We start from the raw sequence: 22,452 nt of genomic DNA, 5'->3' as shown, positions 1-22,452 counted from the left end.
TTTTGGCACGCTGTTTGTAATTACCTAGCTGAAAACGAATCACTGGATCTAGTTCAGTATTAAAACTCACAATTATGAAAATTTCAAATAAATTTCGCGAACACTTAAACAAATTAAATGGCGTGAGTAAAAAATTTATATTTTTATTAGCAGGTTTAGTCCTTACAGGATATACTGTTAACGCAACGACAACCAAAACCGAAACAAATGCAACAACGACATTTAACAGAGGTTATGGGAATTCTTTCATATTTGTTGAAGACGGTATTGAATTTTCGGTTTTCCCCGATGGACAGTTTGATTTTGTGATGCAACAATACGGCCCTAACGTAAATGTTTCCGTAGGCTCACCAAACTTAAATTTGAGTTTTAACTCAGGTTATGATTATAATGCTTATGTGCAGTATGATGAGTTCGGCGCTATTATTCAAATTGAAAATACTCCTATTTATTATGACTATTATGGGCGTATTTCCCAAGCTGGAAATGTAAACATTAATTACAATAACTACGGGTATGTATCTCGTGTAGGTGGTTTATATGTGCATTACGATAGGTATAACAGGTATTCTCACCATTCTGGCTTTATAAACGTATACAACAGAGGATATATCTACAGACCATGGCATAATTATTACAGTATACCATCAATTAATTTCCGTGTGGTATTTAATAGACCTTACAGACAATACTACAACCCGGTACGTTATGTTTACAATAGACCTTTCTATAACAATTACAGACCACGAACATCTGTTGCTAGCAGAAGAGGTTATAAAATTCAAAAGAATAGAGGTTATGCTACAGTTAATAGAAGCTCAAAAAATAGAACACGTATTAATAAACAAGCAAGCTCTAGAAGACATATAGCACAGTCAAGAAATGTAAGAAGAGACAATGCTATATCTAACAGAAAAGTATCTAGAAACGATGCTGGTAGAACTGTTAATAGAGCTGATGGAAATAGAAATGTTAGCAGAACTGATGGAAATAGAAATGTACAAAAGCGCGGTAATAACAATACTATAAATAGAAGTGCAAGACAAAACTCTCAAACAGGCAATAGAACTATTAACCGAAGAGATAATAAAGCTATTGCTAAAAGAGGTGCTAGACCAAATACACGTGTTGACAATACGAATAGAAATCAAAGAACTGTAAATAAAAATTCTAGACCTCAAACGAATGGCAACCGTACCAATAACGTTAGTAGAGATAGAAAAGCGGTTACACGTAAACCGAACAGCTCAAATCAACGTACATACAATAAAAGTAATAGTACTAGATCGCCGAAGCAAGTTACCCAAAGATCTGCACCTAGCAAACCTAGAACAGCACAACGAACTGTATCTAGAAAAACGCAAAACAGACCACAGGCCACAAAAAGTAGAAGTAAATCTAGTAAAAATATAAAATCGACTTCAAGAAAGAGACGATCATAAAAAGTTTGGTTGGTTAGTTTGGAAAGCCCCGCGACATGTATGCCTCAAAGCAGCATCGTGGGGTTTTCTCTTTTGTACCAATTACAAAATGAAATTGGTATTAATTCCTATTTAAAATTCTATTTATAATTTTTGAAACATCTTCTGAAAATTTAAAGTAATACACAATGAATCCGTATAACGCAGCTATTAATACAGATTTAATGATGATATTCAAAATGGGGTTAAACGAAAAATCCCAAAAATAGAACAATACAAAACTCAATATAATCACCCCTCCTACTTTAAATGTCGCATTACTAAAGGGCAGCATGCTGAATTTCTTTTTAATAAATATCAGTTTTATGGTATTATAAATAAAAATAGCCAAAAACGTGGCAAAAGCCGCTCCATTCAGACCATAAAGCGGAATAAAAACAATATTCAAAACTATGGTTATTAACACAAGTACAAGCCCTAACATAAGCACCACCCTATAATAATCACTATTAAATAAAATGGCATTATTGTTACCTAAAATAGCGTCATACAGTTTAGCGAGACTGATAACGAAAACAACAAAAATACCGTAACTAAATTCTTCAGGAATAATCTCGTATAGCTGGTTAATATTAAGAACAATAAGTAAGAAGATAAAACCGCTTACAATAAATAGATTCAGCGAACTTTTTTGATACAGTTCTTTTAAGCCTTTATAATCTTTATTATTTAGCAATTCTGCTGAAAGCGGTAATAAAATTTGATGCATGGACCGCTGCGGAACTGCAATTACTGTAGCTATAAAAATGGCAACATTGTAGTAGGCCACTTCCTCAATAGGGATGTAGAACCCTAGCATAAACTTATCAATATCCAAAAAAATAGTGGCAATAGATCCTGCTAAAATTATTAACGACGAATATTTTAAAATATCATGTAGACCTGGCACCCTTTTAAGCGTTATCAAAGGTAGTTTGATACTAAAGCCATAAAGCATCATCACCAACATTCTAATCACATAAACCCCAACCAAGCCTTGAATGAATTGATGCACATCTATAAAGTTATAAAAAACACAAAACAAAAGAACTGTTACTCCTACTCTATGAAACACTTCTTTCATAAAATTACCAAACACCGTTTGCATTTGCACTTTGGCCCAGGCAAAAAATACTTCAAAATACGCCAAAGCTGCAGCAGTAATAATTATGTGCCACAAATAGCCTTTAATAATGGGGTTTTCCTTGGCTAAAAAATCGGCAATGGTACCATAGGCAGTGTAACCGATAAGACTTACAGGAATGATAATTAATAAAGGCAAAAACAACATAAGCGTTAAAAAGCTGTTTACAGAAACCCGCGTTTTAAAAGTAGAATAAAACTTTACTAAAGTATTATGGACTCCAAAAGCCATAAGTGGCATCATAATATTTGCGGTAGATAGCACATAACCAACCAAACCGTAATATTCATCTGAAAGAAATTCGGTATAAAGAAATAAGGTGTTAATTGCGCCAATAACAAAACCCGTGTAGGTAGTTACCGTGTTTTTGAATGATTGTGCAATTACAATGCCCATTATATAAGTTTAGATAAGGATTCGGTGAGCGATTTTCTACTATATTTTTGCAAACCAATCGGGTGTGACTGTAATTTACTTTCTTTATAAGCTTGATAGTGATCAAATATAGTGGATTTTAACGACGCATAATCATCATAAAAAAAGTAGTTCCCGGTATTGGTCTCTTTCAAAATATTCGCCACATCAGAACCTTTTGGCCCTAAAGCAATAATAGGTCTGTTAGAAACCATATACTCAAACAACTTACCTGGAATGATGCAAGATGTGTCTTCTGAATCAATTTCAATAAGAAGCAATACTTGTGATTTTTTTTGAAACATAATAGACTCTTTGTGAGATATATAATCCACCTCATTTATATGATTAGTTAAATTATATTCTTTCATGGTATTAAGAACATCGTGACTAACAACACCCACCAGATTCAATTGAAAGTCGTTAGAAAAATCCCGTTGCTCTTCAATCAGTTCTTTCAAAACCTGCCATAATATTTTTGGGTTTCTTCCTGATAAAAGAGATCCAATATGGGATAATGTAAATTTAGAATCTAAAGGAAGTTGTAAATTTAGTGAAACATCATAACCATTTGTAATAACCTGTATCGGTTTTGATGTGATTCTTTGAAATTCCTTTTTTGTCACAGCACTGGTTACAATCACGGTATCTGCGCTATTTAGCACCTCGTGTTCCAGTAGCTTATGTTGCTTTTGATTGCGCTTGGCAAGTTTTAATTTTTTATGATAGCCAATGGTAGTCCATGGATCTCTAAAGTCTGCTATCCATTTGATATCAAGTCTGCGCTTAAGCCCTAATCCTATTAAATGCAGGCTGTGTGGAGGACCCGTTGTAATTACGGTTTGAATATTTTCATTTTTAATATATTCGGAAAGATATGCGATGGATGGTTTTACCCAAGCGATACGTGCATCTGGAATAAAGAAGTTACCACGGATAAATAACAAGGCTTTTTCAAAAAAACCTTGCTTCTTGCGCTCTGAAATAATACCCTTACTAATGGTTTTTGATGATTTTTTTGATAAAAATTTGGCCAGTTTATAAGGTTCTTTAATAGGCTGTTTTATAACAGTAACTTCATTCGGTATTTCAGATTGAAGACTTTTGTCTACTATGGGATACGTTGGATTTTCAGGCACATACACCACAGGATGAATGTTAAACTCTGGTAAATATTTAACGAATTTTAGCCAGCGCTGTACTCCCGGACCTCCAGCGGGAGGCCAATAATAGGTAACAATGAGTACTTTTTTTTTTGCCATTTTTATCATGCTTTCAAAGGAGCAACATGCTCCAATGGAAAGTTATTTTATAATAAATCCCTTCTCGATAATTATTGGAGTGCACATCAATACTCGGCTACTTCTTCTTAAATTCAAAAAGCAATCCTGCCAGAAGTAATAGTCCAAACAATACCGAACTCGCCAACGCGATAGTACTTCCTGTTTTCACAACATCAGGATCAAACCTAAATTCTATGGTATGATTTCCTTTCGGTATCTGCATGCCTCTTAATGTATAATTCACCCTAAGATGATCCGTTTTGTTGCCATCTATATATGTTTTCCAGCCGTTACCATAGTGAATTTCAGAAAATACAGCAAATCCGTCCTTAGCATTCGTGCTTTTATATTTAAGATAATTCGGCTGATGCTCTACTAAATTAATTGTCGCCAAAGAATCCAATTGGTAGTTGGATTTTAACTTTTCGTTATTAAACAGATCCTTTCGAATAAGCGCCGTATGTTTATTATCTAAACTATCTAAAGCTAAAATTTCATCATTGGCAGTTTCTACCACTTTAAGATGCTTTACTAGCCATGCATTTCCGTTGGCTTCTTCATTCACATAAGGAAACATAGTCCCTTTTTCATCTTGAGCAATAATATACTTGGTATTAAGCATATTTAAAACGTTCATATTATTTCTAGAAATATAAAAATCGAATATTTCACTGTAATTTTTTAATTCTGCTGCATTATAACCGTTTAATGACTTATGGAAATAGGATGGCTTTGATGGCCCCGACACTAAGTCGAAAACCCTATAATAAGTGGTGTCTTTTAAAATTTCTTGGTCAACGGCATTGGCTTGAAATGGTTTATTCACTTTTATGGCCGAAACAAAATCATCATTATTCACATAACGTTTATCAACACCTACTAAATCAAATAAGATAAGGGCTGCAAAAAGCAAAACAACGGCAGTTTCTTTTAATTTACCTTTTAAGAAACCGAAGACTACTCCTGCGGAAAGTAAGACTAATGCTAAACTTCTTAGGGTATCTGACGTGAAAATGGATTGTCTATCAGACTTTAAGGCATCAACAAAATCCTGTCCGTAATTTTGACGATAAAAGCCATCGCTAACACCAACGAAATCAAATAACGATGTTTTAAATAATAAAAAGATTACCGCAATTCCACCTGTTATTCCTACGGCATATTTTAAAGCCTTTATTTTTTCTTCAGTTTTCTCAAAATCATTGAACAATCTGACCAAACCAAAAATTGCCAATAACGGGATACATAATTCTAAAATGACCTGAATGGAGCTTACCGCTCTAAATTTGTTATACAACGGGACATAATCTATAAAAAAGTCTGTTAATATCCCGAAGTTCTTTCCGTAGGATAGCAACAATGATAGTATAGTTCCACCCACAATCCACCATTTTAATCTGCCTTTAACCAAAAACAGCGCAAATACAAAAAGAAATAAGATTACGGATCCAACATAAGCGGGGGCTTCAACTATGGGTTGGTCTCCCCAATACATAGGCGCACGCTTAGACTCTTCCAGTGCTTGGGTGGTGGTTGCTCCCAGTTTTCTAAAAGCGTCGTAGGTCGCCGAATCTTTGCCAAGGTTCTCCCCATTACCTCCTCCCATAAATCGAGGGATGAACAGGTTAAAAGTTTCAGCAATACCGTAACTAAACTGCGTGATATAATCCCTATCTAAACCAGAAGTTATTTCTTTTGGTGAACCATCAGGATTTATGGTGAGTTCACTTTTACTTCGTTTACTCTCTTTTACATACTCGTTAGTAGCCAAGATATTTGTTGCATTTAGAGCTATTGAAAGCAAAACAGCTGTCATTAAAATACCAACGGACTTAAAATAATGTGGCAACACCTTCTTTCTATAAGCATCAATTAAATATACAATGCCAACTACTATGACCAAAAACATTAAATAATAGGTCATTTGAAAATGATTGGCGACAAGCTCTAAAGCCATGGCAACACAAGTTAATAGAAATCCTGAAATATACTTTTTCTGAAAAACTAGCAGAATTCCGCTTAAAACCAAGGGCATATATGCTATCGCATGGGCTTTGCTATTATGGCCGACGCCCAAAATAATAATTAGATAGGTTGAAAATCCGAAAGCCAAAGCGCCTAAAGCCGCTAATTTGAAATCGACTTTTAAAACCAGCAATAAAATATAGAAACTCAGCAAATATAGAAATAAATAGTCTGCAGGTCTTGGTAAAAAACGAAGCGATAAATCTAGTTTTTTAATGTAATTATGTGGATATTTTGCGCCAAGTTGATAAGTGGGCATGCCAGAAAAAGCACTGTCTGTCCAATAGGTTTCTTTACCAGTTTGAGCTTTAAAGTCCTTTTGCAATTTAGACATTCCAATGTATTGTCTAATATCGCTTTGATCAATTTTTTTACCCTGCAAAACAGGACTAAAATAGGCCAATGACAAGATGACAAACCCTACTAGAACTAATAAATGCGGAAGCACTTTTTTTATTGAAAATTGCATGAAAATATTTTAGAAACCATGATTGTGAAAATAATCATAATTTTTTAATCCTTGTAGAATAGCTATCCCGATTATAAACTAATTTAATTGATGTATGGCTTATTCAATTTCTTCGTAATCCACGTAATCGCCAACATTTTTATTAGAAGCCTTTGTTTTTGGCACTTTATCAATGGTCACTTCCCCCTCGTTCATAGGCTGTTTGGGTTTAGATTGCCCTTGAAATTGGCCACCAAAGCGCTGTTCCGCTTTTTTGGCGACAAATTTCACAAGAAAAGGTGTAAATAACCTAGCCAAAATTTTAATACCAAAATAAACTAGAAGAAGAATAAGAATAGTTCTAACAAATCCAGTTACAGATGCATATTGTAGCATAAATCTATTTTTTTTGTAAAAATACAAATCTAAAAATTTAAAAAACGCTCAAAAATGATAAAAAAAGTATAAAATATCTATATTTGAGAACCTTTAAAAAGGTGTTTAATAATCGAATTAGTTCGCTTTAATAGATAATGATACAATATGTTGACTATGAACCCAATCAAATCTACCTTAATTGTATTAATGAGTTTAATGGCTACAAATGCCTTTAGCCAATACACCGATGTTATAAATTCTAATAGACCAGGTGTATCGCGTAGTGCGTTTTCCGTAGGTACCGGTGTTGCCCAATTTGAAGTGGGACCATATATAATAAAAGAAGAACGAACACCCGCTATTCCTTATGAAGTTTCTGGTTTTGGAGCCGATTTTGCAGTACGTTATGGTTTATTTTTTGAACAGTTGGAGTTAAATATTGAAGGAACCTACCAGAATGATACAAAGACCTTTTCTTCTAACCTTTCAGCAGAAGATAAACGTTCAAATTTCAAAACCATTGCAGTTGGCGCAAAATACTTAGTTTACGATCCGTACAAAAGTCCAGAGAACGATAAACCCAACTTATATAGCTGGAAAGCCAACCATAGCTTTAAATGGAGTTCTTTAATTCCTGCAGTAGCCGTCTATGTTGGAGGGAATTATGATACTAAGGATAATCCTTATACCGCTCCGGCTATTGAAGGTTTTAGTCCTAAGGTGATGGTTGCCACTCAAAATAATTTTGCTGGCGGTTGGGTTTTTGTTATGAATTTAATTAAAGATAGAATTGGTACAGATCAATCGGACTTTCAGTATATTTTAACATTAACACATTCCTTTAGCCCTAAGTGGGTTATTTTTGGTGAAACTCAAGGCATCCAAAGCGATTTTTACGCAGATAATTTATTTAGATTTGGGGGCGCTTATTTATGGGGGCAAGATTTTCAATTAGATACGGCGCTTACTTTCAACACGAAAGATACGCCGTCGGTATTAAGTGTTAATTTTGGCATGTCTTATCGTCTGGATTTTCATAAAGATAAGGTGGAAAAAGGCTCAAATCCCTTTGAATTAGATGGCAAAAAACAATCGAAATCAAAAAAAAGAAAACGAAAAAGTGATGATGATCTTTCACAAGATGGCGACACAAAGAAAAAAAGAAAAAGAAAAGACAATGATTTTGATGACTAACCAATCAAATCTCTTAGCAGTTATATGATTAAAATAGAAGAAGTTAAATCCAAAAGGGATTTAAAAGCCTTTGTAAAATTTCCTTTTAAACTTTACAAAGATTCAAAATACTGGGTTCCTCCTATTATCAGTCAGGAAATGAAAACATTCAGTAAAAAAGAAAACCCTGTATTTAACGATGCTGATGCCCGTTTGTTTTTAGCCTATAAAGGCAATGAAATTGTTGGAAGAATTGCTGCCATAATCAACTGGCTAGAAGTAAAGAACCAGAATCAAAAAAAAATGCGTTTTGGTTGGTTTGATTTTGTTGATGATTTAAGTGTATCGCAAGCTCTTTTTAAAGAAATCGAAAAAATTGGTAAAGCCCATAATTTAGATTTTACAGAAGGACCTGTTGGCTTTTCTAATTTAGACAAAGTCGGCGTGATGACAGAAGGTTTTGACTCTATAGCTCCAATGGTTACGTGGTACAACCATCCATATTACGTCAAGCATTATGAGGCAGCCGGATATGTTGTAGAAAAATCTTATTCAGAAAGCAAGTTTCCCTTTGAAAATGTAAAGCCAGAATTCTTTTTTAAAGCCCAAGAACTCATCAAAAGACGCTACCAGCTTAAAGCGCTCAAACTCACTAAAACGGAGGAGGTCATGCCTTATGCTGACAAAATGTTTGATTTATTTAACGAAAGTTATGCCTCTCTATCCTCTTTTGTAGCGATAAATGATGTTCAAAAAGAATACTTTAAAAAGAAGTTTATAAGTTTTGTGAACCCGGAATACATCAAATTTGTTGTAGACAAAAATGACAATATGGTTGGCTTTGCTATTGTTATGCCTGCTTTCTCAAAAGCCTTGCAAAAAATTAACGGCAAATTATTTCCATTTGGATTCAGCCATATCATGCACGCCAAAAAACATAGTAAAGACGTTATTTTTTATTTAATAGGAATACACCCAGATTATCAAAACAAAGGGGTTCATGCAGTTATCTTTAATGAGTATTATAACAAATTTAAAGAAAAAGGTATTGAAACATGCTTTCGAACTCCAGAATTGGAAGATAACACGGCCATCCATCAAATTTGGAAACATTTCTTTCCCGTAGTTTACAAACGCAGAAAAACATTTCGAAAAGATATTGCATAAAGAAAATCCGATTCATATGAATCGGATTTTCTTTATGCATTTGATAAAATTCTTATTCGCCCATAGCCGCCATTACTGCTGCTGAAAGACGCTTGTATGTTCCGTTGTCCAATCGGTCTCTAATCGCATCAAAAGCGTCTAGAGTTTCTTCAACATCTTGTAAGGTATGTGTGGCTGTAGGTATCATTCTCAATAGAATTAAACCTTTAGGTATTACAGGATAAACCACTATAGAACAGAATATTCCATAATTTTCACGCAGGTCTCTAACTAAAGCCATAGCCTCAGGAATACTACCTTTTAAATATACTGGGGTCACACAACTTTGTGTAGTTCCAATATCAAATCCACGTGCTTTTAAACCAGATTGCAAGGCATTAACAATTTTCCAAAGATTCTCTTTAAGTTCTGGCATGGTTTTAAGCATTTCTAAACGCTTTAAAGCCCCTACGGTTAATTGCATTTGCAAAGATTTTGCAAACATCTGCGAACGTAAATTATATTTTAAGTAATCAATAATTTCTTGATCTGCAGCAATGAAGGCTCCGGTACTCGCCATTGATTTTGCAAATGTTGCAAAATATACATCAATACCATCTTGAACACCTTGCTCCTCACCTGCACCAGCGCCAGTTTTTCCCAATGTCCCAAAACCATGAGCATCATCAACTAAAAACCTGAAATTATATTTCTTTTTTAAGTCAACAATTTCTTTTAATCGACCTTGTTCGCCTCGCATTCCAAAAACGCCTTCAGAGATGACTAAAATACCACCTCCTGTTTGTTCTGCCATTTTTGTAGCACGTTCTAGGTTTTTCTCTAAACTTACAATATCGTTATGTTTATATGTAAATCGCTTACCCATGTGCAAACGAACACCATCAATAATACAGGCATGTGCATCAACATCATAAACGATAATATCATCCTTACCAACTAAAGCGTCAATTGTAGATAAAATACCCTGGTAGCCAAAATTTAATAAGTATGCTGCCTCCTTACTAACGAAAGCCGCTAACTCATTTTGAAGTTTCTCATGCAAATCTGTATGCCCGGACATCATTCGTGCTCCCATTGGGTAAGCCGAACCATATTGTGCTGCCGCTTCAGCATCCACTTTACGAACTTCAGGATGATTTGCCAATCCCAAATAATCATTGATACTCCAAGTAATGACATCCTTTCCTTGAAATTTCATACGATTAGAAATTTCTCCTTCTAATTTTGGAAAAACAAAATACCCCTCAGCTTGAGATGCCCATTTTCCTAATGGTCCCTTATCTTTATAAATCTTCTCAAATAAATCTTTCATCTATTATAAATGTATTGCTATTATTTTAAGACATAACTACAGTAAGGTAGTTGCTTTTTAGGAAAAACATAAACACTAAATAGGCGTGTTTATGCGGATTTCATGAAAGCGTTTAGTCCTTAGTTAGTTGTGCAAAATTAAATATTTAAATGGTTTGAGCATAATTTTTGGCGCTCAATTATTTATAAAATAAAAAAAGAGATAACAAATTGCTATTTTAACAATTGTTATCTCTTTTATATAGTGTGTTTTATATCTATTTTATATACTGAATATTTTCAGCAGCAGCCTCGTTAATGCTATCAAAGAAGCCTTGTTCGTTCATCCATTTATCGCTATAAATTTTACTCATGTAGCGTGACCCATGGTCAGGAAAAATGATGACTACATGATCTCCTTTTTTAAAGTAATCTTGCTCACCTAGTTGCTTAATAGCTTGCATGGCAGCTCCCGAAGTGTAGCCTACAAATAAACCTTCAGATTTAGCGATAGCTCTAGCTGTGTGTGCACTATCCTCATCAGTCACCTTCACAAAATCGTCGATAACATCAAAATCTGTAGCAGAAGGAATCAGATTTTTACCCAATCCTTCAATTCTATACGGATATATTTCTTTTTCATCAAACTCTCTAGTTTCGTGATATTTTTTAATCACAGATCCGAAAGCATCAACTCCAATAATTTTAATGTCAGGATTTTGCTCCTTTAAGTACTTCGCGGTTCCAGATATGGTTCCACCTGTACCACTACACGCCACTAAATGCGTTATTTTTCCCTCTGTTTGGTTCCAAATTTCCGGGCCCGTAGATTTATAATGTGCATCAATGTTTAGCTCATTGAAATATTGGTTAATATACACAGAGCCTTTCATATCCTCATGTAAACGCTTTGCTACCTGATAATAAGATCTAGGATCGTCCGCACTAACGTGAGCAGGACAAACATACACCTTGGCTCCCATTGTTTTGAGCATGTCAATTTTATCTGCAGAAGATTTTGAACTCACTGCTAAAACGCAATTATAACCCTTAATAATACTCACCATAGCAATACTAAACCCTGTGTTACCAGAAGTCGTTTCTATAATCGTATCACCTGGAGATAGGATACCTTTTTTTTCTGCCTGTTCTATGATGTAAAGCGCAATTCTGTCTTTTGAAGAGTGACCCGGATTAAAGGCTTCTACCTTAGCGTAGAAATCACCATTATATTCCGAAGCTATTTTGTTAAGCTTAATAAGCGGTGTATTGCCTACTAAATCCAAGACATTATCAAAAACTTGATTTTTATGTTTCATACATATTTATTACAAGCTACAATAATTTACTAATAATAATTGCAACTTAAAACCTCGCAAAAATAAGACATTTTTTTTTATTACGCATTAATTCCTTCTAAATCTAGTAAAAACGCATACTCCATGGCTACTTCCTTTAAACTTTCAAAACGTCCAGAAGCGCCACCATGACCTGAATCCATATCAGTATGTAATAACAGTTTATTGGAATCGGTTTTCATATCACGAAGTTTAGCCACCCATTTTACAGGTTCCCAATATTGTACTTGAGAATCATGTAAACCCGTCGTGACAAGCATATGCGGATAATCTTTATCTACTACGTTGTCATAGGGTGAATAGGATTTCATATAATCATAATACTCTTTATTGTTAGGGTTTCCCCACTCATCATACTCCCCTGTTGTTAAAGGAATCGTATCGTCAAGCATGGTTGTAACCACATCAACAAAAGGTACAGCCGCTAAAATACCATGGTATAATTCTGGATTCATATTGATAATGGCTCCCATTAACAGACCCCCTGCTGAACCACCATAAGCGTATAGATGATTGGTGGACGTGTATTTTAAATTAATAAGGTGTTTTGAACAATCAATAAAATCGGTGAATGTGTTCTTCTTTGTGAGCAACTTTCCCTTTTCATACCAATGGCGTCCAAGGTACTCCCCGCCTCTAATATGTGCTATCGCGTAAATAAACCCTCTATCCAATAGACTCAAACGGATGGTCGAAAACGAAGGGTCTATGGTTGAACCGTAAGATCCATAGGCATATTGCAGCAATGGGCTGCTTCCATCCAATTTTGTGGATTTCTTATAAACCAGAGATATTGGCACTTTAACACCATCTCTGGCTGTTGCCCAAATACGTTCTGAGGTGTAATGCTCTTTTTGGAATTTACCTCCTAAAACCTCTTGTTCTTTTTTAACCTCAGTGGCTTTTGTGTTAAAATTATATTCCAATACGGCACTTGGTGATGTGAGTGAATTAAACCCATACCGCAACGTATCACTGTCAAAATCTGGGTTATTACCGATATAGGCTGTATACGTTTCTGAATTGAATGGCAGGTAGTAATCCTCTTTTTTATTACAACTCATGATGCGTAGTTTATTCAAACCATTTTCACGCTCGTTCACAACCATGTAATTCTTAAAAATTTCAATATCCTCAATAAGAACCCCTGATCTGTGTGCCATAAATTCCTGCCAATATTTCTTTCCTGTTAACCGCTCATCGGTTTTTAGAATCTTGAAATTAGTAGCTCCATCAGCATTTGCAATGATGTAAAACGAATCATCGTAATGTGCAATACTATATTCTAAATCTTTTGTGCGTTTCTGAAAGATTTTAAAATCGGCATCTGGCGTATTGGCATTTAAAATTCGATATTCTGAACTCAAAGTACTAGATGATCCAATGACTATAAATTTCTTCGACTTTGTCTTATAAACAAAGGTGTTGAAGGTTTCGTCCTCTTCGTGAAAAACAACAACATCCTCATTTGAATTGGTGTGCAATTTGTGCTTTAATATCTTTTCAGATCGTAAAGTCACGTCGTCCTTCATGGTATAAAAGAGCGTATTGTTGTCATTGGCCCATGTTGAAGCTCCTGTGGTATTTTTTATTTTATCAGGATAGATTTCACCCGTTTCCAAATTTTTAATTTGAATAGTATATTGACGTCTACTCACCGTATCTGTTGAAAAACTAGCCAATGTATTATCAGGACTAATGGCGATACCACCTAAGTTGAAATAGGCATGATTTTTTGCCATCTCGTTACAATCAAACAACACTTCTTCGGGTGCTGTTAAGCTTTCTTTTTTTCGGCTGTATATGGGATAGTCCTTTCCTTTTTCATAACGCGTTAAATACCAATACCCATTGAGTTTGTAGGGAACAGTAGCATCATCTTCCTTAATCCTCCCTTTCATTTCTTCAAACAAATCCTTCTGAAACGCTTCCGTATGCCCCAGTAGAGACTCGGTATAATCATTTTCGGCGTTTAGATAATCTATCACCTCGGGATTATCCTTATCATTCAGCCAATAATAATTATCAATTCGTAAATCGTTATGAATTTTTAGTTCTTTTGGTTTCTTGGTAGCCTTTGGAGCCTGAATTATTTTTTTCAAATCGTTATTTTCTTCACATTAAAGCCTTCAAAAATAGAAAAATTAAATAGCTTTGTAGAGATTAAAAAAATATAATATTATGTTTGGAGATATGATGAATATGATGGGTAAACTTAAAGAAACCCAACAAAAGGTTGAAGACACAAAAAAGCGTTTAGATACGGTTTTAGTTGACCAAAGTAGTAATGACGAAAAACTTAAAATCACACTTACGGCTAACAGGCAAATAAAATCCATAAGTATTGACGATGATTTACTAGAAGACAAGGAACAATTAGAGGATTATTTGATATTAACCTTAAATAAGGCTATTGAAAAAGCGACTAGCATTAATGAAGCAGAATTAGCTGCGGTTGCCAAAGAAGGCATGCCCAATATTCCTGGAATGGATTTGTTTAAGTAGTTGTTGGCTATTGGTAAAACTAATAATTTAGGTGTTTTAAAGTAGTCAGTAATTTATCATGCATGATATTCGTATAATCTAAATGGGTAACCATTCTTAATTTTCCGCCACCCATACCTATAATACGAATATTTTTGTCTGCTAATTTCCGGATGAAAATGGTTTCATCAATATGCGTTTGCAATTCAAAAATAACAATGTTGGTTTCAATGGGTTCTACTGTTTTTATGATGGACAAATCATTTAACACATCCCCTATTTCCTTTGCTCTTTTATGGTCTTCGGCAAGGCGTTCAATATGATGATCTAGGGCATATAGACCAGCAGCGGCTAAATAGCCAGCTTGTCTCATGTTTCCGCCAAATATTTTCCTGATTCTAATAGCATTCTGCATAATGGGGTCATCTCCTATCAAAACCGAACCGATAGGGCAACCGAGTCCCTTACTTAAACAGACTGATATCGTGTCAAATACATTTCCATATTGCAATGTCGTTTCATTTTTGGCCACCAATGCATTCCATAAACGGGCGCCATCTAAATGAAATCCTAAATTATTATCATCACAGATTTTTCTGATTTTTAAAATTTCATTAAAATCCCAACAGGCCCCACCGCCTTTATTGGTGGTGTTTTCAATTTCAACTAAAGTCGTTTTACTGTAATAATAGGCATCTGGATTAATAGCTTCCAATACTTGATTTGCTTTGAATTTGCCTTGTTCTCCATCAATTAGTTTACATGAGATTCCGCTATTAAAGGAAGCACCACCAGATTCATAATTATAAATATGCGCGTACTTATCGCAAATTACTTGATCTCCAGGGTTGGTATGCAGCTTTAATGCTGATTGGTTTGCCATGGTGCCGCTAGGAAAAAATAAAGCCGAAGATTTACCAAACATTTGTGCCATGCGATCTTCCAATTTATTGATTGTGGGGTCTTCTCTAAACACATCATCCCCAACTGGAGCTTGTATCATGGCTTCCAACATCGCTTTTGTTGGTTTTGTTACGGTGTCACTTCTTAGGTCTATAGTCATTCCTTATTTTTTGGCAATGAGAAAAATTTCAATTTGCAATATGTAAATAATTATCGAGAAATTATCAATCGTATTATTGTTTTAAAATCACATTATCGATAAAAAACTGACTTTAAACCATTTACCGATAATTTTTCAAGATTAGCTAAAATATTATGACTTTGGCCTACAATCTTATATTATTGCTGGGTAATCACCTATTATTTAATAATAGAAAAGCTATTAATCAATAAATTAACTTTTAAAAATTATGAAGAAACATGTATTAATTATGATTGGAATTTGTTTTTTATTCTTTTCATGTCAAACTGAACTCTTGGAAGTTCAAGAAGAAGGAACGCTAACGTCCTCATCATCTAGTGATAAGAAGAAAAAGAAAAAAGGACATGATGATGACGTTAAATACCGAGAATGTATAGTCATTGATGCAGATCGTTCTCCGTATGGAGCAAGACAACAGCCTGCCAATTTCTGGTGGTCAAAAAACGGAGGTACAGATTATTTCGATCGATCAACTTATTTCTCTTCTGATGCAGATAATAACTTAGTTTTTACGGAATATGAAAATGGAACCGCTAATATTAGCGGAACAACCGTAAATGGAGGATGTGTTGTAACTGTAGATGTTTGGCTAAAGGATGAAAAGTCTTGGGATGAGTGGAGCACTACCGAGATAAATGGAATACCAGGGGCACATAAAAAAGAAGGGACTGCTGGTGATGCTTCAAATTCTGAGGACATGCGATTTTATGTTATAGATTCTCAAAGGAGTATTATTAGTGCTGAAGGTGACTGTGTTGCTACAGGAACTTTTGCAGTAGAACAAAGACCTGATCCATATACAGATGGTATGAATTATGGAGCACATATAGGTCCAGGTGGTGCTAATTATGATTCTAATATTGGAGCCATTGGGTTAAGTACTTGGGGATATTTAACTGAAATAAATGAATCTACCACCACCAATTGTAATGATTGTGATGGTAAATTAAATGCTTTAACGTTACAATATAATGGTGGTGCGGCCGCTACAATTAAAGTAGTACAAAAGAAAGACGGTCTAGTCGCTTTTGAAGGTACAGTGCAACCAGGTGATGAATTTTCATTCACAGGTCAGGACGATAAAGGAACTTTAGGAACCGAAATTACAGTATACGTTAATGGTGTAGAAAACACTAGAATGCATACAAGCTGTTCTGATCCTAAAGTAGTACCTGGTTATGTTGGTGGAGATTTCCTTGTAACAGCTGGTTCTAGCAGAAACGGTGGTGCGCTTTGTGGGAGTTCTATAGAACTAGGCGCTCGTTTGTATGTTATTGATTTTAATTTCCGTATTGAATGTCCTGAAGTAGAATGCCAGCCTTGTGAAGGTAAAGTCACAGAATTAGAATTACAATACAATGGTGATGAAGCTGCTAACTTAATAGTTAAAACAAAAGGCAAAGGTAAAGAAGAAGGCTCAATTGTTTTTGAAGGCTTAGTAAACCCTGGTGAAACATTTAGTTTTGTTGGTAATGATGACAAAGGGACATTAGGAACAGAAATCACGATCTATGCAAATGGGTCTGAAGACGAAAAAATCCATACGAGCTGTTCTAAACCAATAGGACCAGGAGCTATATTTGGTGACTATACGGTTGTAACAGGCGCCAGTAGAGAAGGTGGCGAATTATGTCCTGCGGAAACACCCCCTGGTGAAGATTGTAGTGAATGTGAAGGTAAAGTAACCGAATTGGAATTACAATATAACGGTGACCAAGATGCTACGATCATAGTTAAAACCAAAGAAAAAAAGAAAAAGAAAAAAGGTCATGATAATGATGAAGACATCAACCCCATTGTTTTTGAAGGTGATGTAAGTGCTGGCGGAACATTTAGTTTTGTTGGTAATGATAAAAAAGGCACCTTAGGAACGGAAATTACAATTTACGTAAATGGCGAAGTAGCTCAAAAGATACACACAAGTTGTTCTGTTCCCATAGGGCCAGGTGCTATTTTTGGTGACTTTACAGTTATAAGTGGAGCAAGTCGCGAAGGTGGCGAGTTGTGCACTATTGAGTAAAAAAATATAACTCCATTTAAAGATATAAAGCCTGAGACATATTGTTTCAGGCTTTTTTAGGCAATAAATACTCTAACTTAGAATCTGAATATGATTATTGTTTAATACTATAGTTTGTTTAGATAGTAAGTTATTCTAATAAAATGCCTTCATTTTAACAAATTAATAATAGACGCTAAGCTAAATTAGAATCTTCTTACCAAAAAACAATACGTACCTGTACGTAATTACCAACAGTTATTAACAAAAAAATCCCCACTTCAAATACATGACATGAAAAAGAGATTTTTAGGATTGATGAATTGATTGATGAAGAACCGCTAAAACATATTAACTTTTTTGTAAGCCCTTTAATATAATGATGCCAATTCTTGGGAAAATAAACGTGACACATCCAAATACAGTGGTTAAAAATGCGACCTTAAGTCCGCCAGCCATCATGCCTTGGCTTATAGAACTAATGGATTCGATGGCATCAAACGCAGAAATCATGCCTATGGTAGAGGCTAAAAAACCAAACACCAGTCCTAAAATGCTAATATCTGAAGCTAATCTGGACATCTTTTTCGATTTTAAAACATCTTCCTTAAGGTTAACAAATCCCATTACAACAAAAACTAAAGCTAGTAAAAGGCATATTAGGATAAGGGACATAAATACGGGACCGCCCTCCATAAACCGGTCTACAAAAGGATTCAAAACTATTATTGAAAATACATACATAACTCATGGTTTTAATTAAACGTGGTACAAACATATAGCCAAAATACATGGTATAAATTAAAATGCGACAGATGACTTGTTTTACCATGAAAACAACAGGATGTTAAAACCATTGTTAAACCTGTTATTCGTCTACAAAATCTTTAAGCGCTCTAAATTTATAGTATTATTGTAGTTCATATCGAGTGATGTTTACAAAGCGATTTATTTTAAAAAAACTAGGACAGATTATCCTGCACACGATTTTTTGGTGTGGTGTCTTGCTATTTTACACCTACTTTTTTGGTTTTGACAGTAGCGATTTTAATTACGTGCTGGCTTTCTCATTGTTTTTAATGCCCATTACCATTGCCGTTACCTATGTATTTATCTATAAATTAATACCTGAATATCTAATAACCAAACGCTATAATTTGTTTGGTTTATATAGCATGTATACGGTAATCATTTCGGCTTACCTTATTGTTATTTCTGTACTCTACGGACTTGTTTATCTCTCAAATTTCGAATATGAAGGTATGGCACCCATTAGCAGAAACCTTATTTTTGTTGCTGTAGCCGTGTATATGGTGGTCCTATTAGTTAGCGCATTTAAAATTTTAAAGCTGAATTTGAAGCACAGTGATGAAACCAAAAAACTTGAAACCAAGATTTTAGAGACCCAACTTAAATTAAAAGAGCAAGAGCTGAATTATTTAAAAATGCAAATTCATCCGCATTTCCTGTTTAACACCTTGAATACCATGTATGGATTTGCCCTAAAAAAAGCTGATGAAACGCCCGAAATGATATTAAAGCTTTCTAACCTGTTAGATTATTTGTTATATCAGGCTGATAAGCCTTTCGTGGCACTTAGCGATGAAATACATCATATTAATGATTATATCGCGTTAGAAAAAATGCGTTTTAATGACACCCTACAGATCCATTTTAAAACGGATGCTGTTTTAGAAAATACAAAAATTGCGCCCATGCTTTTATTACCTTTTATTGAAAATAGCTTTAAACATGGGAGCCTTAAAAACGGTGTTTTAAATATCGACATAAACTTGTTTTGTGATCATAAAAGCATTCATTTTGAAATTGAAAACACAAGTAATACCAATAATATTTCAGCAAAGGGCATTGGGTTGGAAAACATAAAAAAGCGACTGGATTTGTTATATAAAAACCAATACCTGTTAGACATTAATAACGAAAACGGTATTTTTAAAGTAAATTTAAAGCTTGATACCGCTTAATTTATGCCACAAAACAAAGACATAGTGTGTATTATAGTAGATGACGAAACTATTGCTAGAGAGGTGATAGCGACACATTTATCAAAACTACCAAATATTAAAATCGTGGCGAGTTGCACGAATGCTATTGAGGCTTTTAATGTGTTGAGAAACCATGATGTTGACTTAGTCTTCCTTGATATTAACATGCCAGAAATATCTGGAATATCCTTTGCTAAGTCTATTAATAAAGAGGTGAAGATTATCTTTACAACGGCCTATCGCGATTTTGCAGTGGAGGGTTTCGAATTACAGGCTGTAGATTATTTACTCAAACCTATTTCGTTTGACAGATTGCTGAAAGCAGTAAATACCTATTTTGATATTCATACAGATATTAAACACACAGAAAGTTTAGGAACAGACAGCAACGACTTTATGTTTGTTAGAGCAGATAGGCGCATGATAAAAATTGATTTTAAATCGGTCATTTACATTGAAAGTTATAGCGATTATATTAAAATACACCTAAGCAACGAAACCATTGTCACCCGAGAAACAATTAGCGCTATTGAAGCCAAACTACCGATTAAAAAATTTTTAAGAATCCATCGGTCGTACATTATAGCATTAAAACATATTTCATCATTCACTAACGAAGAAATAACAATCCATAATACCACATTAACTATTAGTAGAAGTTATAAAAAAGACGTTTTACAAGTTCTTGAAACCTATTTATAAGTATAATAACTTCCATAGAACTTTCCTAAATTAAACTTTTATTAACTATAAAAATTAGTGCAATTCTCGATAAGTAATTCATAAATTTGTAAAATGAAAACACTTACTATTTTTTTAATTTCACTATTCTTTTTAATCCCAAAAAACACTGAAACACCAAACGATTTTTGGGGTGCAACTGGACACCGTGTGGTTGGTAAAATAGCGGATAACTATTTATGTGGCAAAGCAAAAAGAGAAGTAACCAAACTTTTAAAGCGGAAATCTTTGGCTTTCGTTTCTACCTTTGGCGATGAAATAAAGTCAGATAAACGCTATAATAAATACTATACTTGGCATTATATCAATATGCCAATGGATGAAAATTATGAAACTTCTAAAAAAAATCCACAAGGTGATTTAGTAACGGGTATTGAGTTTTGTAAAAGCGTGATACGCAATAAAAATGCTTCAGATGATGATAAGGCCTTTTACTTAAAACTGCTTATCCATCTAGTTGGTGATTTACACCAACCCATGCATGTGGGCTTAAAAGAAGACAAAGGTGGCAATGATTTTAAACTTCAATGGTTTTATAAAGATTCCAATTTACATCGTGTTTGGGATTCCCAAATGATTGATGAATTTGATATGAGCTATAGCGAACTCGCCGAAAATGCTGATGTACTAAGTAAAAAACAAGTAAAAGCGATTCAAGCAGGAAGTATTGTAGATTGGGTAAACGAAACGCACCAATTAACGAAACAGGTTTATAAGTCTACACAACCTGATGAAAATTTAAGATACCGCTACTCTTACGACCATTTTAAAACGGTTAGAAGTCAGCTTCAAATTGCCGGCATTCGCTTAGCCAAAGTTCTGAATGATCTCTTTTGATAATGAACTCATTTAAACCTGGCTTAATCTAGCCAATTTAGAAACGCCATATTACTTTGATTGGACTTTAAATCCTGAACATCGGCACTCAACTGGGACAAGCAAAGATTGTTTGAGGTATCTAACCTGGACAACGGATAGTTTTTTTACAATCTAAAGAAATTAGAGACGTAAAGGCTTCAATCCCTTTTAAGCTTCGAATATTTTTATTTCGTAAATACAGAAAAGCAACAGATTGCACATCCTTTCTTAACACAAGACCATTGATTTTTTTGTCACTGTCGATTCCTAAATCGATAAGTGCTTTTTCAAAATTTTGATCTGGAATTTTGATACTTTGAGAGATGCCCGCCATGCCTATGAGCATGAAGGTCATAAAAACTAGCAATTTCAAAATTTTGGTTGGTTGGTTTCAACCAAATTACAACATTAAGTTAACAAAACGTTAATTTATTAGGCTTTAGTTTACTAGTGCGTTGTTTTAGTAATATGTCTTCAACATAAACATGTTTGAGTAATGGAAATGCCATCGATCAAAAGGATCAGTTGGGCATAGCTTAGACGTAAACCCCCTACTTCACTATCATATTATGGCAGTTCAAAAGTACCAGATTCTAGCCTTTTGTAATACAACATAAACCCTCCAGTTTGCCAGTGCAAGAGTTTTACCTTGTTTCTGACCTTATTGATAAAGATATACACTGTGCCATTGTCGGGATTCTGATCCAAATCATTGATCACGAGCCCTCGAAGGCTGTCAAAACTCTTACGCATATCCGTGGGATGATTGTACAGCTGAAAACGATGGGATGTTCCTAATGCAAACATCTATAACGAAATTTCGATCTCAACGCCACTACTGCATCGAATGATAATACTACGGACTTGTTGTTCTTGTAATGCAGGGAATGCTATGGGAACAAAATTCTTTTCAGAAGACCCAGACCCAGAAACCACTTGACGTGGCTTTGTCAACTTAGAAACCCAGTAATATAACTTCCCCTCTTTTATGTCATGGGAAGCAGCAAATTCCTTTTGACTCTGACCAGAACCCTGATACTGTTTTACCAATTTGTGCATCCGTGATGCCGTATCTTTTTTTGTCATAACAATATATTTGTTTGCAACAAAGGTATGTCA

The 22,452-nt window shown here is 34.6% G+C and carries 20 protein-coding genes; 8 read left to right on the top strand and 12 right to left on the bottom strand.

Annotated elements, in window-relative coordinates:
* The first annotated feature begins 74 nt into the window (after positions 1-74).
* Positions 75-1,442: a hypothetical protein gene (locus tag FAF07_RS15670; RefSeq protein ID WP_142785993.1), complete on the top strand. Its 1,368-nt coding sequence runs from the start codon at positions 75-77 to the stop codon at positions 1,440-1,442.
* 100 nt (positions 1,443-1,542) lie between these two features.
* On the opposite strand, the gene FAF07_RS15665 is transcribed toward FAF07_RS15670, so the two are convergent.
* From FAF07_RS15665 to FAF07_RS15650, 4 genes are all read right to left on the bottom strand, one after another.
* Positions 1,543-3,000 (bottom strand): lipopolysaccharide biosynthesis protein, encoded by a 1,458-nt coding sequence (locus tag FAF07_RS15665; RefSeq protein WP_142785992.1) that lies wholly within the window; start codon positions 2,998-3,000, stop codon positions 1,543-1,545.
* A complete protein-coding gene (locus tag FAF07_RS15660; RefSeq protein WP_142785991.1) occupies positions 3,000-4,280 on the bottom strand; it encodes a glycosyltransferase in 1,281 nt (426 codons plus the stop codon). The genes FAF07_RS15665 and FAF07_RS15660 overlap by 1 nt, the downstream gene beginning before the upstream one ends.
* 97 nt (positions 4,281-4,377) lie before the next feature.
* Entirely contained in the window at positions 4,378-6,795 is a 2,418-nt protein-coding gene (locus FAF07_RS15655) for a YfhO family protein (protein WP_142785990.1), read from the bottom strand.
* 99 nt (positions 6,796-6,894) lie between these two features.
* On the bottom strand, positions 6,895-7,170 hold the full coding sequence (locus tag FAF07_RS15650) for a DUF4834 family protein (RefSeq protein WP_142785989.1): 276 nt from the start codon (positions 7,168-7,170) through the stop codon (positions 6,895-6,897).
* Positions 7,171-7,326: 156 nt separating this feature from the next.
* Between FAF07_RS15650 and FAF07_RS15645 the strand changes: the two genes are divergently transcribed.
* Positions 7,327-8,346 carry a transporter gene (locus FAF07_RS15645; protein ID WP_142785988.1) on the top strand — a complete coding sequence of 340 codons (1,020 nt, stop codon included), beginning with the start codon at positions 7,327-7,329 and terminating at the stop codon, positions 8,344-8,346.
* Between the two features lie 24 nt (positions 8,347-8,370).
* A complete protein-coding gene (locus tag FAF07_RS15640; RefSeq protein ID WP_142785987.1) occupies positions 8,371-9,492 on the top strand; it encodes a GTP cyclohydrolase in 1,122 nt (373 codons plus the stop codon).
* Between the two features lie 52 nt (positions 9,493-9,544).
* Here FAF07_RS15640 and FAF07_RS15635 read toward each other — a convergent pair whose 3' ends face one another.
* From FAF07_RS15635 to FAF07_RS15625, 3 genes are all read right to left on the bottom strand, one after another.
* Positions 9,545-10,804 carry an aminotransferase class I/II-fold pyridoxal phosphate-dependent enzyme gene (locus FAF07_RS15635; protein ID WP_142785986.1) on the bottom strand — a complete coding sequence of 420 codons (1,260 nt, stop codon included), beginning with the start codon at positions 10,802-10,804 and terminating at the stop codon, positions 9,545-9,547.
* A gap of 256 nt (positions 10,805-11,060) precedes the next feature.
* Positions 11,061-12,101, bottom strand: coding sequence for a PLP-dependent cysteine synthase family protein (locus FAF07_RS15630; protein WP_142785985.1), 1,041 nt, complete (start codon positions 12,099-12,101; stop codon positions 11,061-11,063).
* Positions 12,102-12,181: 80 nt separating this feature from the next.
* Positions 12,182-14,242 carry a S9 family peptidase gene (locus tag FAF07_RS15625; protein WP_246067724.1) on the bottom strand — a complete coding sequence of 687 codons (2,061 nt, stop codon included), beginning with the start codon at positions 14,240-14,242 and terminating at the stop codon, positions 12,182-12,184.
* Between the two features lie 79 nt (positions 14,243-14,321).
* On the opposite strand from FAF07_RS15625, the gene FAF07_RS15620 reads away from it, so the two are divergent.
* Positions 14,322-14,645: a YbaB/EbfC family nucleoid-associated protein gene (locus tag FAF07_RS15620; protein WP_142785984.1), complete on the top strand. Its 324-nt coding sequence runs from the start codon at positions 14,322-14,324 to the stop codon at positions 14,643-14,645.
* A gap of 19 nt (positions 14,646-14,664) precedes the next feature.
* On the opposite strand, the gene FAF07_RS15615 is transcribed toward FAF07_RS15620, so the two are convergent.
* Complete coding sequence (locus FAF07_RS15615) at positions 14,665-15,687, bottom strand: threonine aldolase family protein (RefSeq protein ID WP_142785983.1); 1,023 nt, start codon at positions 15,685-15,687, stop codon at positions 14,665-14,667.
* Between the two features lie 250 nt (positions 15,688-15,937).
* Here FAF07_RS15615 and FAF07_RS15610 point away from each other — a divergent pair, with 250 nt between their 5' ends.
* Positions 15,938-17,749 carry a DUF7467 domain-containing protein gene (locus FAF07_RS15610; protein ID WP_142785982.1) on the top strand — a complete coding sequence of 604 codons (1,812 nt, stop codon included), beginning with the start codon at positions 15,938-15,940 and terminating at the stop codon, positions 17,747-17,749.
* A 330-nt stretch (positions 17,750-18,079) separates the two neighbouring features.
* Here the strand turns inward: FAF07_RS15610 and FAF07_RS15605 are convergent, their stop codons facing one another.
* Positions 18,080-18,472: a MotA/TolQ/ExbB proton channel family protein gene (locus tag FAF07_RS15605; RefSeq protein ID WP_142785981.1), complete on the bottom strand. Its 393-nt coding sequence runs from the start codon at positions 18,470-18,472 to the stop codon at positions 18,080-18,082.
* Between the two features lie 188 nt (positions 18,473-18,660).
* Between FAF07_RS15605 and FAF07_RS15600 the strand changes: the two genes are divergently transcribed.
* The 3 genes from FAF07_RS15600 (at position 18,661) to FAF07_RS15590 (ending at position 21,312) form a co-directional block, all read left to right on the top strand.
* A complete protein-coding gene (locus FAF07_RS15600; RefSeq protein WP_142785980.1) occupies positions 18,661-19,713 on the top strand; it encodes a sensor histidine kinase in 1,053 nt (350 codons plus the stop codon).
* 3 nt (positions 19,714-19,716) lie between these two features.
* Entirely contained in the window at positions 19,717-20,436 is a 720-nt protein-coding gene (locus tag FAF07_RS15595; protein ID WP_142785979.1) for a LytR/AlgR family response regulator transcription factor, read from the top strand.
* Between the two features lie 93 nt (positions 20,437-20,529).
* Complete coding sequence (locus tag FAF07_RS15590; RefSeq protein WP_142785978.1) at positions 20,530-21,312, top strand: S1/P1 nuclease; 783 nt, start codon at positions 20,530-20,532, stop codon at positions 21,310-21,312.
* A gap of 121 nt (positions 21,313-21,433) precedes the next feature.
* On the opposite strand, the gene FAF07_RS15585 is transcribed toward FAF07_RS15590, so the two are convergent.
* The 3 genes from FAF07_RS15585 to tnpA form a co-directional block, all read right to left on the bottom strand.
* The gene (locus FAF07_RS15585) at positions 21,434-21,706 is read right to left on the bottom strand and encodes a hypothetical protein (RefSeq protein WP_142785977.1); all 273 of its coding nucleotides are present in this window, start codon (positions 21,704-21,706) and stop codon (positions 21,434-21,436) included.
* Positions 21,707-21,900: 194 nt separating this feature from the next.
* Positions 21,901-22,086 carry an IS66 family insertion sequence element accessory protein TnpB gene (gene tnpB, locus FAF07_RS19130; RefSeq protein ID WP_185956458.1) on the bottom strand — a complete coding sequence of 62 codons (186 nt, stop codon included), beginning with the start codon at positions 22,084-22,086 and terminating at the stop codon, positions 21,901-21,903.
* Between the two features lie 54 nt (positions 22,087-22,140).
* Positions 22,141-22,419, bottom strand: coding sequence for an IS66 family insertion sequence element accessory protein TnpA (gene tnpA / locus FAF07_RS15575; protein ID WP_142785975.1), 279 nt, complete (start codon positions 22,417-22,419; stop codon positions 22,141-22,143).
* Between the last annotated feature and the right edge of the window lie 33 nt (positions 22,420-22,452).

The organism is Changchengzhania lutea (genome assembly GCF_006974145.1).
Lineage (GTDB): Bacteria > Bacteroidota > Bacteroidia > Flavobacteriales > Flavobacteriaceae > Changchengzhania > Changchengzhania lutea.
Note: the sequence above shows the minus strand (reverse complement) of the source record. Positions and strands in the feature narration are given on the sequence as shown.

Excerpts from the sequence above, each read along its gene's own strand:
- FAF07_RS15610 (WP_142785982.1), top strand. The coding sequence starts at position 15,938 with ATGAAGAAACATGTATTAATTATGATTGGAATTTGTTTTTTATTCTTT.
- FAF07_RS15665 (WP_142785992.1), bottom strand. The coding sequence starts at position 3,000 with ATGGGCATTGTAATTGCACAATCATTCAAAAACACGGTAACTACCTAC.
- FAF07_RS15600 (WP_142785980.1), top strand. The coding sequence starts at position 18,661 with ATGTTTACAAAGCGATTTATTTTAAAAAAACTAGGACAGATTATCCTG.
- FAF07_RS15620 (WP_142785984.1), top strand. The coding sequence starts at position 14,322 with ATGTTTGGAGATATGATGAATATGATGGGTAAACTTAAAGAAACCCAA.
- FAF07_RS15645 (WP_142785988.1), top strand. The coding sequence starts at position 7,327 with ATGAACCCAATCAAATCTACCTTAATTGTATTAATGAGTTTAATGGCT.
- tnpA (WP_142785975.1), bottom strand. The coding sequence starts at position 22,419 with ATGACAAAAAAAGATACGGCATCACGGATGCACAAATTGGTAAAACAG.
- FAF07_RS15605 (WP_142785981.1), bottom strand. The coding sequence starts at position 18,472 with ATGTATGTATTTTCAATAATAGTTTTGAATCCTTTTGTAGACCGGTTT.
- FAF07_RS15590 (WP_142785978.1), top strand. The coding sequence starts at position 20,530 with ATGAAAACACTTACTATTTTTTTAATTTCACTATTCTTTTTAATCCCA.
- FAF07_RS15635 (WP_142785986.1), bottom strand. The coding sequence starts at position 10,804 with ATGAAAGATTTATTTGAGAAGATTTATAAAGATAAGGGACCATTAGGA.
- FAF07_RS15630 (WP_142785985.1), bottom strand. The coding sequence starts at position 12,101 with ATGAAACATAAAAATCAAGTTTTTGATAATGTCTTGGATTTAGTAGGC.
- FAF07_RS15640 (WP_142785987.1), top strand. The coding sequence starts at position 8,371 with ATGATTAAAATAGAAGAAGTTAAATCCAAAAGGGATTTAAAAGCCTTT.
- FAF07_RS15650 (WP_142785989.1), bottom strand. The coding sequence starts at position 7,170 with ATGCTACAATATGCATCTGTAACTGGATTTGTTAGAACTATTCTTATT.
- FAF07_RS15595 (WP_142785979.1), top strand. The coding sequence starts at position 19,717 with ATGCCACAAAACAAAGACATAGTGTGTATTATAGTAGATGACGAAACT.
- FAF07_RS15655 (WP_142785990.1), bottom strand. The coding sequence starts at position 6,795 with ATGCAATTTTCAATAAAAAAAGTGCTTCCGCATTTATTAGTTCTAGTA.
- FAF07_RS15660 (WP_142785991.1), bottom strand. The coding sequence starts at position 4,280 with ATGGCAAAAAAAAAAGTACTCATTGTTACCTATTATTGGCCTCCCGCT.
- tnpB (WP_185956458.1), bottom strand. The coding sequence starts at position 22,086 with ATGCGTAAGAGTTTTGACAGCCTTCGAGGGCTCGTGATCAATGATTTG.
- FAF07_RS15670 (WP_142785993.1), top strand. The coding sequence starts at position 75 with ATGAAAATTTCAAATAAATTTCGCGAACACTTAAACAAATTAAATGGC.
- FAF07_RS15615 (WP_142785983.1), bottom strand. The coding sequence starts at position 15,687 with ATGACTATAGACCTAAGAAGTGACACCGTAACAAAACCAACAAAAGCG.